Source organism: Candidatus Polarisedimenticolaceae bacterium (assembly GCA_036275915.1).
GTDB lineage: Bacteria > Acidobacteriota > Polarisedimenticolia > Polarisedimenticolales > DASRJG01 > DASRJG01.
This window is the reverse complement of sequence record DASUCV010000004.1, coordinates 789955-805967: the sequence shown is the minus strand read 5'-3', so window position 1 is coordinate 805967 and position 16013 is coordinate 789955. Positions and strand designations below refer to the sequence as shown.

Annotated in this window: 13 protein-coding genes; 6 read left to right on the top strand and 7 right to left on the bottom strand. The window is 69.1% G+C overall.

Annotation, left to right across the window (positions count from 1 at the left end; all coding sequences use genetic code 11):
- Positions 1-1205 precede the first annotated feature (1205 nt).
- The 5 genes from VFV19_05760 (at position 1206) to VFV19_05740 (ending at position 9527) form a co-directional block, all read left to right on the top strand.
- Complete coding sequence (locus tag VFV19_05760) at positions 1206-2039, top strand: class I SAM-dependent methyltransferase (GenBank protein HEX4823796.1); 834 nt, start codon at positions 1206-1208, stop codon at positions 2037-2039.
- Positions 2040-2048: 9 nt separating this feature from the next.
- Positions 2049-3518, top strand: a complete 1470-nt coding sequence (locus VFV19_05755; protein HEX4823795.1) for a hypothetical protein — start codon at positions 2049-2051, stop codon at positions 3516-3518.
- Positions 3515-4264 carry an endonuclease/exonuclease/phosphatase family protein gene (locus tag VFV19_05750; GenBank protein HEX4823794.1) on the top strand — a complete coding sequence of 250 codons (750 nt, stop codon included), beginning with the start codon at positions 3515-3517 and terminating at the stop codon, positions 4262-4264. The genes VFV19_05755 and VFV19_05750 overlap by 4 nt, the downstream gene beginning before the upstream one ends.
- Before the next feature lie 99 nt (positions 4265-4363).
- Positions 4364-4885, top strand: coding sequence for a hypothetical protein (locus VFV19_05745; GenBank protein ID HEX4823793.1), 522 nt, complete (start codon positions 4364-4366; stop codon positions 4883-4885).
- A gap of 202 nt (positions 4886-5087) precedes the next feature.
- Complete coding sequence (locus VFV19_05740) at positions 5088-9527, top strand: hypothetical protein (protein ID HEX4823792.1); 4440 nt, start codon at positions 5088-5090, stop codon at positions 9525-9527.
- Positions 9528-9589: 62 nt separating this feature from the next.
- Here the strand turns inward: VFV19_05740 and ahcY are convergent, their stop codons facing one another.
- Together ahcY and VFV19_05730 are read right to left on the bottom strand one after the other, a co-directional pair.
- Positions 9590-11092 carry an adenosylhomocysteinase gene (gene ahcY, locus VFV19_05735; GenBank protein ID HEX4823791.1) on the bottom strand — a complete coding sequence of 501 codons (1503 nt, stop codon included), beginning with the start codon at positions 11090-11092 and terminating at the stop codon, positions 9590-9592.
- 11 nt (positions 11093-11103) lie between these two features.
- Positions 11104-12084 carry a metalloregulator ArsR/SmtB family transcription factor gene (locus VFV19_05730; protein ID HEX4823790.1) on the bottom strand — a complete coding sequence of 327 codons (981 nt, stop codon included), beginning with the start codon at positions 12082-12084 and terminating at the stop codon, positions 11104-11106.
- A 73-nt stretch (positions 12085-12157) separates the two neighbouring features.
- Between VFV19_05730 and VFV19_05725 the strand changes: the two genes are divergently transcribed.
- Positions 12158-12541, top strand: a complete 384-nt coding sequence (locus VFV19_05725; GenBank protein HEX4823789.1) for a TonB C-terminal domain-containing protein — start codon at positions 12158-12160, stop codon at positions 12539-12541.
- Positions 12542-12672: 131 nt separating this feature from the next.
- Here the strand turns inward: VFV19_05725 and VFV19_05720 are convergent, their stop codons facing one another.
- The 5 genes from VFV19_05720 to VFV19_05700 all read right to left on the bottom strand — a co-directional run bounded on the left by VFV19_05720 (position 12673) and on the right by VFV19_05700 (position 16007).
- Positions 12673-13113, bottom strand: a complete 441-nt coding sequence (locus tag VFV19_05720) for a hypothetical protein (protein HEX4823788.1) — start codon at positions 13111-13113, stop codon at positions 12673-12675.
- Positions 13114-13179: 66 nt separating this feature from the next.
- Complete coding sequence (locus VFV19_05715) at positions 13180-13701, bottom strand: GNAT family N-acetyltransferase (protein ID HEX4823787.1); 522 nt, start codon at positions 13699-13701, stop codon at positions 13180-13182.
- Positions 13698-14546 (bottom strand): SUMF1/EgtB/PvdO family nonheme iron enzyme, encoded by an 849-nt coding sequence (locus tag VFV19_05710; protein HEX4823786.1) that lies wholly within the window; start codon positions 14544-14546, stop codon positions 13698-13700. The genes VFV19_05715 and VFV19_05710 overlap by 4 nt, the downstream gene beginning before the upstream one ends.
- Positions 14546-14929: a hypothetical protein gene (locus tag VFV19_05705; protein HEX4823785.1), complete on the bottom strand. Its 384-nt coding sequence runs from the start codon at positions 14927-14929 to the stop codon at positions 14546-14548. Before VFV19_05705 ends, VFV19_05710 begins: the two co-directional genes overlap by 1 nt.
- Before the next feature lie 52 nt (positions 14930-14981).
- Positions 14982-16007, bottom strand: coding sequence for a putative sulfate exporter family transporter (locus VFV19_05700; protein ID HEX4823784.1), 1026 nt, complete (start codon positions 16005-16007; stop codon positions 14982-14984).
- Positions 16008-16013 lie beyond the last annotated feature (6 nt).

Genomic DNA, 16013 nt, shown 5'->3' with positions numbered 1-16013 from the left:
GAAGAGGACGAGCAAAGGGTCGCCGGCGAAGGTGCGCAAGGGACGGCGCCGCCCGGCCGCGAGCGCGTCGACGATCTGTGCGACGCAGCGCACGATCGCTCGCGCCTTCGCCTTCTGCTCCGGCAGCGTCGTCGACCAGCGCGGACCGTCGTCGAACCGGTACTCGCGGTGGAAGAGGCCGAACTGCCGCACCGAGCCGTAGTCGATGATCGAGCCGTCGAGGAGCACGTTGTCGCCGTCCCAGTCGAGCCAGCAGAAGACGTACTCGCGCTCGAACGTCGCGGCGGCCTGGGCGAACGAGCGCGCGATCCACGCGCCGAAGGAACGGTAGCCCTCTTCGGCGGCTCCCGCCTTCGGGAGGACGCCGTTCGCGCGCTCGCGCGCGATCGCGTAGTCGACGACCGAGCGGAGGCGCGTCAGGTCGTTCTGCTTGAGCGGCGCGAAGAGGTGCGAGGGACGCAGGAGGTTCTTCGCCGCGCGGACGTTGATCGCGAAGCCGCCCGGGAGCGCGATCACCGCGAGCACGCGCTCGGTCGCGATCCCGTTGCGGTGGAACGTCTCGGAGAGGAGCGCCGCGGCCATCCCCTCGTCGACCGACGCGGTGCCGCACCCGTACGAGGCACTCCGGCTCCCGCTCTTGTAGAAGCGCTTCGTCTCGGCGGTCGCGGGGCAGAGGCGCGTGACGCCGGTCCCGCAGCTCGAGAGGTCCCAGGTCGTCCCGTCGTGGCGCCACGAGCCGTTCCAGACGCTGCGGCCGTCGCCCGACGTCGTCCCGCGGCGGTCGGGGTGCTGGAGCTGGAGGTAGCGCGTCGCCATGTAGGGGTGGGGCATGCGGTCCTTACGCTTGACGGCGAGACCGTGCGCGAGGTCGTACTCGTTGATGATCGCGAGCGCGAAGGCGTCGAGGACGGCGCGCCTCAGTCCCGGCGTCAGCCGGTCGGGATGCGTCTCGGGCAGGAGGCCCATCTCGCGCGCGAGCGCGAAGTTGAAGAAGGCGACCTCGCCGTCGTGGCGGCGCCTGGCGGCGTAGTCGACCGATCCGCCGGGCACCGCGTCGCGATACGGGTGCCGGCCGTCGATCGCGGCGAACCCGCGGTACGCGAAGGTCGAAGTCGAGCGCGCGGCGGCACCGGCCATGCACAAAAACCTAGGTTCGACGCCCGGCACGAGGCAAATCGGGCGCCGGCGTGGCAGGATGGGCCCTCATGAGCGAGGCGAAACACCCGCACAACCCCCAGTACGAGCAGATGGCGGACGAGTCGATGGTCCGGAACCTGGCGCACCAGGCGGAAGCGATCTGGCCGCAGGAATCGGCGATCTTCCGGGCGTACGACCTCAGCGGACCGCTGGCCGTTCTGGACGTCGGGTGCGGCACCGGGGAGATCACGGGGCGCCTCGCCGAGATGTACCCGGAGGCGACGCTCGCCGGCGTCGACCTCATCGAGGATCACCTCCGCGTCGCCCGCGATCGCTGCGCTTCGATCGGGGCGCGGGTCACCTTCCGCACCGCGGACGCGTTCGCGCTCCCGTTCGGTGAGGGCACCTTCGACCTCGTCGTGTGCCGCCACATGCTCCAGGCGGTTCCGCGCCCGCACGAGGCGATGGCGGAGATGGTCCGCGTCCTGAAGCCGGGCGGACGGCTTCACCTCCTCGTCGAGGATTACGGCATGATCCAGATGGCGCCGACGAAGCTCGACGCCGACCACTTCTGGAAGATCGGTCCGCCGGCGTTCGGGCGCGCGACGGGGACCGACCTGCACATCGGGCGCGACGGCTTCCATCACCTGAAGAAGCTCCCGGTCGACGAGATCCGGATGCACTACGTCGTCGTCGACACGATCCGGGTGCCACGCGAGACGTTCGCCGGCATCTGGGAAGCGTGGCGCGACGGTTACGTCGATCCGATCGCCCAGTACACGCCGTTCACGCGCGAGGAGGCGCTCGCGTACTTCGACGACATGATCGCCTGCATCCGCGACCCCGAGGGGTACGCCGTCTGGCAGGTGCCGATCCTGAGCGCCCGCAAGCGCCGAACGTAGAATTCCTCCGTGGAGGCGCTTCTCCTCGCGGCGGCGCTCGCCTCGGCCCCGAAGCTCGCGGCGGCCGAGCGCGCATTCGTCGCGTTCCGCGACGCCGACGATCTGCAGCGGCGCACGCCGTCACCGGCGCACGAGCGCGCGCGAGCGCGGGCCGTACGGTCGGTCGAGGAAGCACTTCGCACCGTCGCGCCGGGCGCGGACGACCGCGCCGTCGACGCGATGAGGCACGCCATCGGCCCGGATGATTCAGCTCCCGACGCGGAGGCGAAGCGCGTGTACGAGGCGTTCGGCAAGGCCGCGTCCTCGATCCGGTTCGACGGCGAGACGCTCGACCGCCTGACCGTGCTGAGCCGGCTCGGGTCCGAGCCCGATCCCGAGCGGCGCCGCCGGTTGTTCCTCGCCCTCGCTCCGATGTGGGAGACCATCAGCGGTCCGTATCCCTCGCTCGTCGCGTCGCGACGGGAGACCTTCACCGCCGAAGTGACCAAGAAGGCGCAGGCGTGGGGGATGTCGGTCGGCGCGCTCGAAGCGCTCCTCACGACGATCCTCAACGCGTGGCGGGACCAGCTTCCCTCGGCGAAGCCGGTCGAGCCGTGGGATTGGTTCCACGAGAACACCGCTGCGAGCCGCGCGCTGGCGCCGAGGCTTCCGCGCGATGTCGCGATCGAGACCGCGCTCCGCTACTACCGCGACCTCGGCGCGGATCCCGAAGCGCTCCATGTGAGGCTCGACCTCTTGCCTCGTCCCGGGAAGGATCCGGTCGCCTTCACCGATTTTCTACGGCATGGACGGCTTTCGGGAGATACGTTCCAGCATGGGCGGTTCTTGATCTCGACCTCGTACGCCGAAGGCGGTCTCGGCAATGTCTACGAGCTGATGCACGAGATGGGGCACGCGGCGCACATCGCCGCGATCCGGACTCGGCCCGCGTTCAACGATTGGCCCGACGACGACGTCTTCACGGAGGCGCTCGCCGACATGCTCGGCACCGAGGCTTACGAGCCGGGGTTCGTGCGCCGCTACATCGGCGTGGATGTCGACCGGCGCGCGCTCGTCCGCGAGGCGCTCGCCGCGACGATGATGGATGTCGCCTGGGCGCTCTTCGAGATCCGTGTCCAGGCCTCCTCCGTCCACCCGAGCGTGATCTGGACGACCATCACCACCGAGTACCTCGGAATCGCTCCGCATCCCGAGCTTCCCTGGTGGGCGATGCGCGGCCAGCTCATCGACGCCCCCGGCTACATGACGAACTACGCGCTCGGGGCCGTCATCACCTCGGCGCTCCGCGCGCGGGTGCGGGAGCTCTACGGCGCGCGGGCGTTCGAGGATCCGTCGCCGGCGCTCTACGCACGGCTCTCCGAGCGGCTCTACCGCTTCGGCCTCGAGCGACCGTCGCGCGCCGTCGTCGAGGAGTTCCTCGGAGGACCGCAGGGCACGCGCGCCCTCACGTCCGCGATCGCGGAGGCGAGCGCGCGATGATCGTCAAGCTCGTCACCTACAACATCCACCGGGCGATCGGGGTCGATCGCCGCTTCCGCCCGGATCGCGTGATCGACATCTTGAAGCACCACGACGCCGACCTCGCCCTCCTCCAGGAAGTCGACGAGGGCGCGCCGCGCTCGCGCGAGATGGACCTCGCCCGGGAGATCGGCAAGGAAGCCGGCTACGCGCACGTCGCCGCCGGCTACAACGTCTCGCTCCGGAAGGGCCGCTACGGAAACGCCATCCTCAGCCGTTGGCCCTTGCTCATCACCCGCAACATCGACCTGACGATCGGCACGCGGAAGCGTCGCGGCTGCATGCACGCGCGCATCGCGATCGAGAAGCCGCAGCACAAGACGCCCCGCATCCTCGACGTCTTCAACCTCCACCTCGGCCTCTCCGCCAATGAGCGCATGCGCCAGGTCGGCGAGCTCGTGCGCTCGAAGGAGTTCGAGGACGTGCCGCAGGATGCTCCGTGCTTCGTCGGGGGCGATTTCAACGACTGGCTCAGCCAGCTCCACCCGATCTTCCTCGACATCCTCGGATTCAGATCGGCGACCGGCGATCGCTTCGGCTACCCGGCGCGCATCCGGACGTACCCCTCGTTCACGCCGACCGGCACGCTCGATCGCATCTACTTCCGCGGGCCCCTGCGTCTCATCGCCGCGCGCGGCTGCCGCCTCGCGGTCTCCCGCGTCGCGAGCGACCACCTCCCGATCGTCGCGGAGTTCGAGCTGACCTAGTGGGGACGGATCGCGCGGAGCGAATGCCGCGACAAGATCGATCGTCCGGGCAAATTCAAGCGCGTAGTACGAGACACTTCATTCCTTCGGAGGGGCGTCATGCGACTGCATGCCATCGTCTTTGGAACGCTCGCACTCGGACTGGGAGGTTGGTCGGCCGCGCAGGACGCTCCTCCGAAGCCCCCGCCGCAGAAGCCGTGCAGCGCGCCCGAGAACCGTCAATTCGATTTCTGGCTCGGCGAGTGGAACGTCACGAACGCGCAGGGCGCGCGCGCGGGCTCGAATCGGATCACGGCGGAAGAACAGGGCTGTGTCCTCCACGAGCACTGGAGCGGGGCCAAGGGCGGCACGGGGCAGAGCTTCAATCTCTACGATGCGACGGACGGTAAGTGGCACCAGATCTGGGTCGACAGCCAGGGCGGCCTGCTGCAACTCTCCGGCGGCATCGTCGACGGCAAGATGGTTCTCGAAGGGCCGGGACGCGGAAGCAAGAGCGAGCCGGTGATCAACCGGATCGTCTGGACGAAGCTCGACGGCGGCAGAGTCCGCCAGACGTGGACGGTCTCGAGCGACGACGGAAAGACGTGGACGACGTCGTTCGACGGAATCTACGCGAAGTAGTCGACCGTCAGGCCTTGCAGCCGGGAATCCTGACGCAGCTCGGACAGCGGAAACAGCTTCCGCCCTTTGGCAACGCGCGATGAACCTGAACGCTCTCCTTACCGGAGTGAACTGGTCGACTTGGTTGTGATGTGTCGAGCGAAGAATTCACATTCGCGACGTCACAGCGCAGGCGTAACCTCCGCGGTCGGGGGGTCCAGCCATGTCGCGACGTTTCCTCTCGATCCCGCTCTTCGTCTTCTTCCTATTGCAGCTCGCCGTGTCCGCGAACGCCGGGGTCGCGATCGGCGGCTACAAGTGGAGCTCGATCGGCCCCGCGCCGACCTGCTGCTTCTTTCCCGGCGGCGAGACCGGGCGCGCGACGTCGATCGCGGCCGACCCGCAAGATCCGAACGACATCTGGATCGGCACCGCAGGAGGCGGTGTCTGGCATTCGACCGACGGAGGCTCGACTTGGGCGCCGACGTCGGACGATCAAGCGTCGCTCGCGATCGGCGCGGTCGCAATCGCGGGCTGCACAGCGGGGAGCGGCTGCAGCGCGATCTATGCCGGCACAGGGGAGAACGCGATCCGGCGCGACACCTACTACGGCGCCGGCCTCCTCGTGGGAACGAGCGACATGTCGGGAGTGCACTGGACGCTCTCGGACGGCAAGCCGACCTACGACTTCACGCACGGATCGATCTACAACGTCGTGCTCGACCGGACGACCTCCGGCGCGAGCCAGGTCCTCTACATCACGCTGTCGAGCGGCGTCACCGCATCGGCGTCCGAGTCGACGGTCTCGGCACTCGAGCCGTCGCCCGGAGGGTGGGGGATCTACAAGTCGCTGAACAACGGGGGGAGCTGGAACAAGCTCACCGTCCCGGGAAGCGTCATTCCCGGCACCGGGCGACCGACCGATCTCGAGATGGACCCGACGAACGCCAGCGTCCTCTACGCTGGCTTCCTCGGCCGCGGCATCTTCAAGACCACCGACGGAGGCGCTACCTGGTGCCCGCTCGATCCCGGGATTCCGAGGCCGAACGGGTGCCCCTTCACGTACGGCCTCCCGAACCCGACGACCGACACGTTCGATCACGTCGAGATCGACATCTACCGTCAGGATCACCTCCATCTCTACGCGAGCTTCGGCCAGTGCCCCGACCGGCTGCTCAACGACTGCGAGGCGTCGATCTACGAGTCGACCGACGGCGGCATCCACTGGATCCAGCGCTATGCGGGCACGACGCAGCGAACGTTCCCGGGCTTCGATCTCACATGCCCGAGCGCTTACACCCGGTACATGCACGCGCTGACGATCTCGCCCACCGATCCGGCGACGCTCTTCCTCGGCGGCTATCACCTCTGCCAATCGAACGACAACGGACGGTCGTGGGGCCAGTCGGACGACAACACGGTCGCGACCTCGCTCGACGACTTCTGGATGCTCCACCCCGACCATCACCGGGTCGTCTTCCACGACACGGCGACGAACCGTGCCTACGACGCGAACGACGGAGGGATCGCCACTTCGACCGACGGCGGCAACAACTGGACGCCGAAGGCGTCCGGCGGCCTCGACACGATCGAGTTCCAATCGATCGCGACATCGCCTCTCACCACCGACGTGATCGGCGGAACGCAGGACAACTCCGGGATGCGCTGGACCGGGTCGAAGCAGTGGGAGCACCTGAAGTGCTGCGGCGACGGCGGCTTCTCGATCCTCGAGGCGTACAACGTGAAGAACATGTACATCACGTCGAATGAGGGCGACAAGGTGCTGCCGGTCCGGTCGCTCGACGGTGGAGGCAGCTGGCAGGATCAGACGACGTTCAACTACGACATCGGGATCAACACGCTCGAGCCGCGCTCGTTCTATCCGCCGATGATGGAGACCGTGGGCGGCGTGATCCTCTTCGGGACGACGCACCTCTGGAACAATACGAACGTGCTCGTCAATTTCAACGACATCAGCCCGACGCTCAGCTCCGTCGCGGAGCCGGAGATCGTCGGCGGCACCGACGCGGTGACCGCCGTCGCCGACGCGCCGTCGGAGCAGAACCGCATCTACCTGGGTTATTACAGCGGCAACATCTGGGTCTCGACCGGCGCGTGCAGCAGCCTGGGCTGCTGGCCGGTGCACGGCGCGGGCCTGCCCGGCGCACCGATCACCTGGATCGCCGTCGACCCCGCGACGTCGACGACGGCGTACGCCACCGTCTCGGGGTTCGGCCCCGGCGTGCACGTCTACAAGACGACCGACGGCGGTGCGACCTGGGGGCCGACCGGCTCGACCACCGGCATGAACGGCGTCCCTGCGAACACGATCGTGGCCGATCCCAGCAACGGCAGCAGCCTCCTGCTCGGGACCGACAACGGGATCTACAAGAGCATCAACGGCGGCGCCTCGTGGTACCGCTTCAGCGCCGGGCTCCCGAACGTTCCGGTTTACGCATTCGCGATCGACGCCACGCGCTCGCGAACCTACGCCGCGACGCATGGGCGTGGCGCGTACGTGCTCACGCCGGTGTTCGTGAAAAGCTATGTCGAGGGGCCTATCAAGAAGCTCGTCCTCGACCAGCCGGCGTTCGGCGGCGGCTACCGCGCGAACCTCGGCTGCTCGATCAAGGTCAAGGCGGCGAGCGGGCGGGTGTGCGCCTCGGGAACGCTCGACGCGCTCGGCGGGACCGTGCACACCGACGCCGAAGGCGTGCTCGTGTCGACGAAGAGCGGTGTTTTCCAGGACCTTCCGGTCGTGTGGGGATGCACGCAGGGGCATTGCCTGAGCGCCGACGCGGCCGATTGCATCGAGAACGGGGCTCCTCCGTCGTCGATCGAGGTCGATTGCGGGACAGAGATCGCGACCGCGGCCACCGCAGCCGTCCCGTCGAGCGCCGGACCGCCGAGCGCGTTGTTGACGATCGGTGGGGCGGGCCCGAGCCCGATGGCGCACGCCGGAGGGTTCCAGCTGGTGCCCGCGGTCCAGGCCGGCGGGGGCGCGACGCACGTCCTCTGCTCGGTCCCCGTCTCGTTCACCGCGGGTCAGACTCAGTCGAGCGTGCTCCATGCGGCGAGCGATGCGGTGAACGGCGACCCGTCGTGCGCGGCGAGCGGCGTCACCGCATCGGTGCAGGAGCCGGCGACGACCGGAGCCGTCGAGGACCAGTTCCCACACTCCGGCAGTCTCGTCCTCCAAGCGCCGGAGATCACCGGCAGCGCGCTCGTTCCGTCGATGCGCACGTCCCCCGGCCAGGCCCCCGGGGCGTGCTTCAGCTTGAGCGGGATCGACGACACGGTCGAGGGGCGAATTCGCAGCATGAAGGTGCGCTTCACGACCGCGGCCGTCGGGGCGGCAGGTGGGACGATCGGGATCACCGAGCGGTCGGGGTTGGGGGAATGCGGGATCATCATCGTGATTCCGGCCGGTAGCAACGCGGCCGCGGTCGCCAGCGCGATCGCTGCGGCGTTCCAGGCGCCCGGGATCCCCGGCCCGAACCCGGCGTGCCCGTCGAGCGTCAACGCGCGCGACCTCGTCGCCGACGGCGCGGCAGTTCGCACCGCGCTTGCCTCGGAGCTCGAGATCTGCGTGAACGACGCCGGCGTCGGAGCGTACCTGGCGCCGACCGAGATCTGCCAGACCGACGCCGAGTGCGACGACGGCAGCCCGTGCACCGTCGACACGTGCAACCCCGCGACCGGCCAGTGCCAGTACGCGAACGTTCCGAACGGGACGACGTGCGACGACGGGAACCCCTGCACGACCGGCACGCGCTGCATCTCCGGTACCTGCGGCACGCCGGTCGTCTGCAACGACGGCAACCCCTGCACGATCGACCATTGCTCTCCCACGGCCGGCGGCTGCGTCTTCACGCCCGTGGTCTGCGACGACGCGAATCCGTGCACCACCGACACGTGCGCGGTGGCCAGTGGCGCGTGCGTCTACACACCGAACCCGGGGGCGCCGTGCGACGACGGCGATCTCTGCACGCACCAGGACAGCTGCGTGACGCAGCCGGGCAACCCGATCCCGACGTGCCAGGGCACGCCCACGTGCGCCGACGCGGACCCGTGCACGGCCGACCTGTGCGATCCCGCGACGGGCGCGTGCTCCTTCCCGCCGATCGTCTGCGACGACGGCAACCCGTGCACGGCCGACGCGTGCGTGGGCGGCGTGTGCACGTCGTCGCCTCTCGTCGGCGCCCTCTGCAACGACGGGAACCGCTGCACGACCGGCGACACCTGCGTCAGCGGCCCGGCGGGACCGGTCTGTGTGGGCCAGCTGGCGGCCTGTGACGACTCGAACACGTGCACGGCGGACAGCTGCGACCCGGTAACCGGCGGCTGCGTCCACACGGCGATCCCACCCGGCGGAGTCACCGGCCTGGTCTTCACCTCGAAGACCGTCATGACGTGGTCCGCGGTCTCCGGCGCGCTCCACTACAACACCTACCGCGGTGTCTTCCCCGTTTACGACCAGACCTGCTTCGAGGCGGGCGACAGCCACGGGGACGGCGCGCTCGTGTCGACGGACGCAGCGATCCCGCCGCCGGGTGGCGTCTTCTACTACCTGGTGTCGGAGGTGAGCGGGTGCGCGGAGAGCGCGCTCGGCACCGACTCGAACGGCACGGTCATCCCGAACGCCGCACCGTGCGGACCGTGATGGGGACAGTAACCGGGTTTTTCTGACACCGTCAGAAAAACTCGGTTACTGTCCCGCCGCAGTCAGTAGCGGTAGTGGTCGGGCTTGTACGGCCCGGTCACCGGGATGCCGAGGTAGTCGGCCTGCTCCTGCGTGAGCTTCGTGAGCCGCACACCGAGGTGGTCGAGGTGGAGGCGGGCCACCTCCTCGTCGAGCGCCTTCGGGAGCACGTAGACCTTCCGCTCGTACTTCGCGTTGTTGAGATGCAGCTCGAGCTGCGCGAGCACCTGGTTCGTGAACGACGCCGACATGACGAAGCTCGGGTGGCCGGTGGCGCAGCCGAGGTTCAAGAGGCGCCCCTCGGCGAGCACGAGGATCGAGTGGCCGTCGGGGAAGACCCACTCGTCGTACTGCGGCTTGATGTTGATGCGGTTGATCCCGGGGAACTTCTTGAGGCCGGCCATGTCGATCTCGTTGTCGAAGTGGCCGATGTTCCCGACGATCGCCTTGTCCTTCATCTTCGCCATCTGCGCGGCGGTGATGATTCCCTTGTTGCCGGTCGCGGTGATGAAGATGTCGGCGGTGCCGAGCACGTCCTCGAGCGTCGAGACCTGGTAGCCCTCCATCGCGGCCTGGAGCGCGCAGATCGGATCGATCTCGGCGACGACGACGCGGCAGCCCTGGCCCTTGAGCGCCTGGGCGCAGCCCTTGCCGACCTCGCCGAAGCCCATGACGACCGCGACCTTGCCGCCGAGCATGACGTCGGTGGCGCGGGCGAGGCCGTCGGGGAGCGAGTGGCGGCAGCCGTAGATGTTGTCGAACTTGCTCTTCGTCACCGAGTCGTTGACGTTGATCGCGGGGAAGAGGAGCGTGCCGGCCTCCATCATCTGGTAGAGCCGGTGGACGCCCGTGGTCGTCTCCTCGGAGACGCCGCGGAGATCCTTCGCGACGTCGCGCCACCGGCGGGGGCTCTTCTTCATCTCGGCGCGGATGAGATCGAGGATGACGCCCCACTCTTCGGGGTCGGCGTTCGCGTCGAACGAGGGCACCGCGCCCTTCGTCTCGAACTCGGCGCCCTTGTGGACGAGGAGCGTGGCGTCGCCGCCGTCGTCGACGAGGAGGGTCGGGCCAGAGCCGTCGGGCCACTGGAGCGCCTCGCTCGTGCACCACCAGTACTCCTCGAGCGTCTCACCCTTCCACGCGAAGACGGGGATCCCGCGCGGCGCCTTCATCGTCCCGCCGGTCTCCTGGCGACCGACGACGACCGCGGCGGCGGCGTGATCCTGGGTCGAGAAGATGTTGCACGAGACCCAGCGCACGTCGGCACCAAGATCGGCCAAGGTCTCGATCAGCACCGCCGTCTGCACGGTCATGTGGAGCGAGCCCATGACCCGGGCGCCGGCGAGCGGCTTCCCGGCCGCGTGCTTGCGACGGATCGCCATGAGCCCGGGCATCTCGTGCTCCGCGAGGCGGATCTCCTTGCGGCCGAGCTCTGCCAAGGCGAGGTCGGCGACCTTGTACGGGACGCGGCCGCTTTTGGCGGCGGCGTCGAAGGCGTGGACGGTGTCGGTGACGGTGCGGGACATCGGGGATCTCCTCAGCGTCGCGACGACGCGGCTTGACGTTCTTTCGTGACGGCGGGCCGGACGGCGCGCGCCGCGAAGAGGACGGGACCCTTGGCTTTGGGATCGGCGGGGAGCGGGCGGACGCGCGCCTCCGCGAGCCCGGCCTCTTCCAGGGCGCGCAGGATGTCGGCCTCCTGGAAGCCGAGCCAGCGGTGCCCCATGTGCTGCCGGTACTCCTCGCGGTCGTGCGGGAGCATGTCGACGACGACGAGCCGGCCGGACGGCTTGAGCGTGCGGGCGACCTCGCGGAGCGCGGCCGCTGGGTCTTCGACATGGTGAAGGACGAGGACGACGATCGCGGCGTCGAGCGACGCGTCATCGAGCGGGAGCGCCTCGAGCGCGCCGGCCTTGACCTCGACGTTCGGGAAGCGCGCGAGGCGCTTGCGCGCCGCGCGGAGCATGGCGGGGGAGGCGTCGACGGCCACGACGCGGCCGACGTACGGCGCGATCGCCTCGGCGACGGGGCCGGTGCCGCACCCGAGATCGCCTACGACGGTACGGTCGTCCGCGAGACCGAGGAGCGCCGGCAGGAAGAAGCCGTGACCGAACATCTCGTCCCGTACGCGATCCCACTGCGCCGCCCCCGCGGCGAAGAACGCCTGCGAGCGCGTGCGGCGATCGGCGAGGACATCTTCGAGCCGGCGCTCGTCCTGGCGTGACGCCGGCGTGTCGGCCAGCTCCTTGCGCACGACGAGCCAGAGGGCGCGTGAGCCCGGGGGAAGGCCGGCGGTGTGGAGCGCGTAACGCCGATTCGTGCCGTCGGGGCGCGAGACGAGCCAGCCCGCGTCGGCGAGCGCCTTCAGATGGCGGCTGACGGTCGACTGCGGCGCCTGGAGGACGCGGCAGATCTCGCCGACGGTCAGCTCCCCGCGCTCGAGGACGGCGAGGAGGCGGCTCCGGAACGGGTCGCCGAGGACCGTCATCTGCTGGAGGATCGCGGGGGCGCGGCTCATCAGGACTCCATCCGTCAATGCGGATAGAAGGTTAGACCATCCCGCGCCGCTGTCAAGGGCTAGAATGCCGCCCATGCGATTCGGCTGTCTCGCGCTCGCCGGCCTTCTCTTCATCGGGAGCGCCTTCGCGGCGGGCAAGATCGTGCCGCGGTTCACCGCCTACTTCACCCCCGCGTTCACCGACGTGGCCTATCAGAAGGTGGCGGCCGAGAAGGTCCGCAAGGCGTGGCACGCGCCCGCGGGCGCCCCGGTGGGGAAGAAAACCGTACTGATCGCCGAGATCGCGACGGACGGCAAGCTCTCCGGCCTCCGCGAAAACATGCTGACCGGTTTCAAGCCCTGGGACGATGCCGCCGTCGCCGCGGTGAAAGCCGCCGCGCCGTTTCCGCCCCTGCCGAAGTCGTGGACCTTCCCGACGATGGAGGTCCACTTCCACTTCGAGGCCGCCGCGAAATAGTAAGGGGACAGTAACCGAGTTTTTTCTACACAGACACAGAGGGGACAGCTTCCGAAACACTGAGGTGCGAGTTTCGGAAGCTGTCCCCTCTGTGTCTGTGTAGAAAAAACTCGGTTACTGTCCCACTTCTATTACGCGCCGAGCTTAGCGGCCGGGCATTCGGCCCAGGCGATGGTCTTCACCGCGGCGGTGACGACGTAGATGCGCGCGTTGTTGCTGCGCGGATCGGCCGGGACGACGAAGAATCCCTGCTTGTCCTTCGCGTAGCCGGTCGTGAATCCGGCGACGACCTCGTCGTCCATGAACGTCACGATGATGCGGCGGCCCTGGCCCGCGGCGCCGGCGACGTCGAGGTTCTCGACGTGCCTGGCGTTCCCGTCGTACGTCTTCACGAAGAAGACGGCCTTCAACGACGCGAGCGGGACCAGGAGGCCGCGCGCGCTCGCGTCGCAGACGCCGTGCAGGTGGAAGACCTCCTTGCTTGGCGAGAAGTCGTGGGTCGTCCCCTTGAGCACGCGGCCGTCGACGAATCGCGCGACGACGGCGACGCCTGAGGCACGCATCGTATCCATGCGGCCAATGTTGGTTGCCGGGGGCCCGGCGGCAAGCCTCCGAAGCGCGTTTTTCCTGAAAAGAACCTAGGAAACCCGCGAGTTTGGAAGATGACCGGCGTTGTCGGCCAGCATGAGGTCGTAACGCTCTTCGACGACCTCGACTCCCCAGTGCCGGCCGGCCCGCTCCTCGACCTTGGCGAACCCCGCGGCCTCGTAGCGCCGGGCCGCCGCGGTCAGCAGGCTCACCGTCCAGAGGAAGATCGTTCGGTACCCCGACTGGCGAGCGAATGCGATCGCCTCGTCGAGGAGGGCGGTGCCGAGCCCGGCGCCCCGCGCGGCCGGGGAGACGAGGTACCAGCGGAGCTGCGCGATCCGCGTTCCCGTGTCGACGATCGCGATGCAGCCGACGATGCGCCCTTCGGATTCGGCGATCCAGATCCGCTCGTGACGCGACGTCCTGGCACCGAACGCCGCCAGCGGACCTGCGACGTAGGTCTCGAAGGTCGCGTTGAAGCCGCACTCGCTCGCGTAGACCGTTCCGTGGAGGCGGACGATCTCGTCGAGATCGCCCGCGCGGAGCGCCGTGCGCACGGCGATTCCCGTCATCGCTCGTCGGTCACGACACGGAAGCCGATGTGCTTGTCGCCGTAGCTCGGCGGATCCTCGAAGTGGCGATAGGCGGCCCGCGCAACGTACCGGTTCGCGCCCCACCAGCCGCCCTTCTCGACCTTCACCTTTCCGGTGGAGGGCCCCGCCGGATCGGTGACGTCGTCGACGGCGTACGGCGCGAGCCAGTCGGAGACCCACTCCATCGCGTTTCCCGCCATGTCGGAGGCGCCGACCCAACTCCGCCCCGACGGGAACTTCCCCGCGGGAGTCGGACCCGGGCTGTCCTCGACGTTGCAGCGCGACGCGTCGAACGCCATGCCCCAGGGGTAGACCGACGAGGCCGGGCCGCGCGCGGCGAATTCCCACTCGGCTTCGGTCGGGAGGCGCCCGCCGCGCCACCGCGCGTACGCCTCGGCCTCGAACCAGGTCACGCACCGCCGCGGCATCTCGGGCTCCGTGCCGAGGCACGTAGCGGGAAGGGCAGCGCGATCCTGGTGCGCGAGCCACGCGAGCCCGTCGGCCGACCAGAGATCGCGGCGTCCGTACCCGCCGTCCTTGACGAAGCGGTCGAACGCGGCATTCGTGACCTCGCGCTCATCGATCCAGAACCCGTGCGAGAGGCTCACGTGGTGCGCGGGCGCCTCACGCCCCACCGCGCGCGCGACCCAGTCCGGCGGCTTCTCCGCGCGCAGCAGCGCGATCTCGCCTTCGGTCGTTCCCATCGTGAAGCTGCCGGCCGGCACCCAGACCTGGCCGATTCCCGCGGCGTCGGTCCGCGGCGCGCCCGGGGCGCGGCACCCGGCGAGCGCCAGGGTGGTCAGCGCGGCGGCGGCCGCGCGCATCACGCCTTCTCGGGCCACACGGCGAGGCCGAGGAGGGCGCCCGGCACGATGAAGACGAGGAAGAACGGATTGAACCGGCTGGCGACGAACGCGCCGATCCCGAACAGGAGATAGGCGAGCGCGATGATCGCGACCGCGCCGAGCGATGCCTGAGGGTTCCGCTTCCGCGCGAGGAACGACGCGATCGCAATCGCTCCGAACGCGAACATCGCGACGCCTCCGAACGTCCAGCCCAGGCCGAGGTTGTCGACGACGTCCGAGCCGACTCCGGCGGCGTCGAGCGCCGCGCGCATCACCTTCCAGCCGACGAGTGTGTGCATGACGCCGTTGGCGATGACGAGAAGCGACGCCGTGATGCCGACGGCGAAACGCCAGCCCTTCATGTCGACCCCCTTGCGAAAGAAAAAGACTAACGCACTTTCGGGCGGAGCCGCGTCACGCGGACGCGGCGGCGCCGAAGGCGTGGATCATGGCGTAACTGGCGCCGGCGGTGACGAGGGCGGTCGCGAGCCCGACCCAGAACGGGCGGAGGCCGATCCGTCGCATCGCCGAGAAGCGCGTGCCGAGCCCGACGCCGGCCAGGGCCACCAGCACGAGGAACTTGGCGGCGGTCTGCGCGTCGGCGGAGAGGTCACGGTGGAGGAGGTTCCCCACGGTCGCCAGGACCCCCACGGTGTTGAGGAGGCACGTGAGGAGGAAGCCGAGGACGAACAGGGGCACCGACTGCTTCACGCGCTGGCCGATCGAGCCGGTGGCGCTCCTCCCGTAGAGGACCGCCATGAGGATGATGACCCCGCCCATGAGCGTGTTCCGTGTCAGCTTGACGACGGTCGCCACTTTCCCGGCGGCCGCGCTGTAGGCGAAGCCGGTCGCGACGACCTGCGACGTGTCGTTGACCGCCGTCCCCGCCCACGTGCCGAACGCGGGGTCGGAGAGGTGGAGGGCATGGCCGAGGATCGGGTACGCGAAGACCGCGAGCGTGCCGAAGAGGGTGTTCGTCGCGATTGCGAACGAGGTCTCCTCGTCCGCAGCGCCGATGACCGGGGCGACCGCCGAGATCGCGGTATTCCCGCACACGGCGGTGCCGACGCCGATCAGCGTGGAGAGCTTGCCGGGCACGCCGACGATTCTGCCGAGGGCATGAGCCGTCAGGAGCGCGAGCGTCATGAGGGCGACGACCATGAGGAGCGCGCGCGCCCCGATCGACAGCGCCGCTGTGAACGTGAACGTCGCACCGAGGAGGACGATCGCGAGGCGGAGGAGGGTCTGAAACGCGAACTTGATCCCGGGCTCGGCGAACTTGGGGATGCGGAAGATGTTCCCGACCGCGAGGCCCAAGATCACCGCGAAGATCACCTCGCCGACGAGCTTCCCGATGTCGGGAGGGACGCGGCCGTGGATCAAGCGGGCGACGACGGCCAGGGCCACCACGAGGGCAAGCCCCGGTAGGACCGCGAGCACTCCGTT

What these genes read in the sequence shown, in the direction of transcription:
- VFV19_05740 (HEX4823792.1), top strand. Translation starts at nt 5,088, where the DNA reads ATGTCGCGACGTTTCCTCTCGATCCCGCTCTTCGTCTTCTTCCTATTG.
- VFV19_05720 (HEX4823788.1), bottom strand. Translation starts at nt 13,113, where the DNA reads ATGGATACGATGCGTGCCTCAGGCGTCGCCGTCGTCGCGCGATTCGTC.
- VFV19_05710 (HEX4823786.1), bottom strand. Translation starts at nt 14,546, where the DNA reads ATGCGCGCGGCCGCCGCCGCGCTGACCACCCTGGCGCTCGCCGGGTGC.
- VFV19_05725 (HEX4823789.1), top strand. Translation starts at nt 12,158, where the DNA reads ATGCGATTCGGCTGTCTCGCGCTCGCCGGCCTTCTCTTCATCGGGAGC.
- VFV19_05760 (HEX4823796.1), top strand. Translation starts at nt 1,206, where the DNA reads ATGAGCGAGGCGAAACACCCGCACAACCCCCAGTACGAGCAGATGGCG.
- VFV19_05750 (HEX4823794.1), top strand. Translation starts at nt 3,515, where the DNA reads ATGATCGTCAAGCTCGTCACCTACAACATCCACCGGGCGATCGGGGTC.
- ahcY (HEX4823791.1), bottom strand. Translation starts at nt 11,092, where the DNA reads ATGTCCCGCACCGTCACCGACACCGTCCACGCCTTCGACGCCGCCGCC.
- VFV19_05745 (HEX4823793.1), top strand. Translation starts at nt 4,364, where the DNA reads ATGCGACTGCATGCCATCGTCTTTGGAACGCTCGCACTCGGACTGGGA.
- VFV19_05705 (HEX4823785.1), bottom strand. Translation starts at nt 14,929, where the DNA reads ATGAAGGGCTGGCGTTTCGCCGTCGGCATCACGGCGTCGCTTCTCGTC.
- VFV19_05730 (HEX4823790.1), bottom strand. Translation starts at nt 12,084, where the DNA reads ATGAGCCGCGCCCCCGCGATCCTCCAGCAGATGACGGTCCTCGGCGAC.
- VFV19_05715 (HEX4823787.1), bottom strand. Translation starts at nt 13,701, where the DNA reads ATGACGGGAATCGCCGTGCGCACGGCGCTCCGCGCGGGCGATCTCGAC.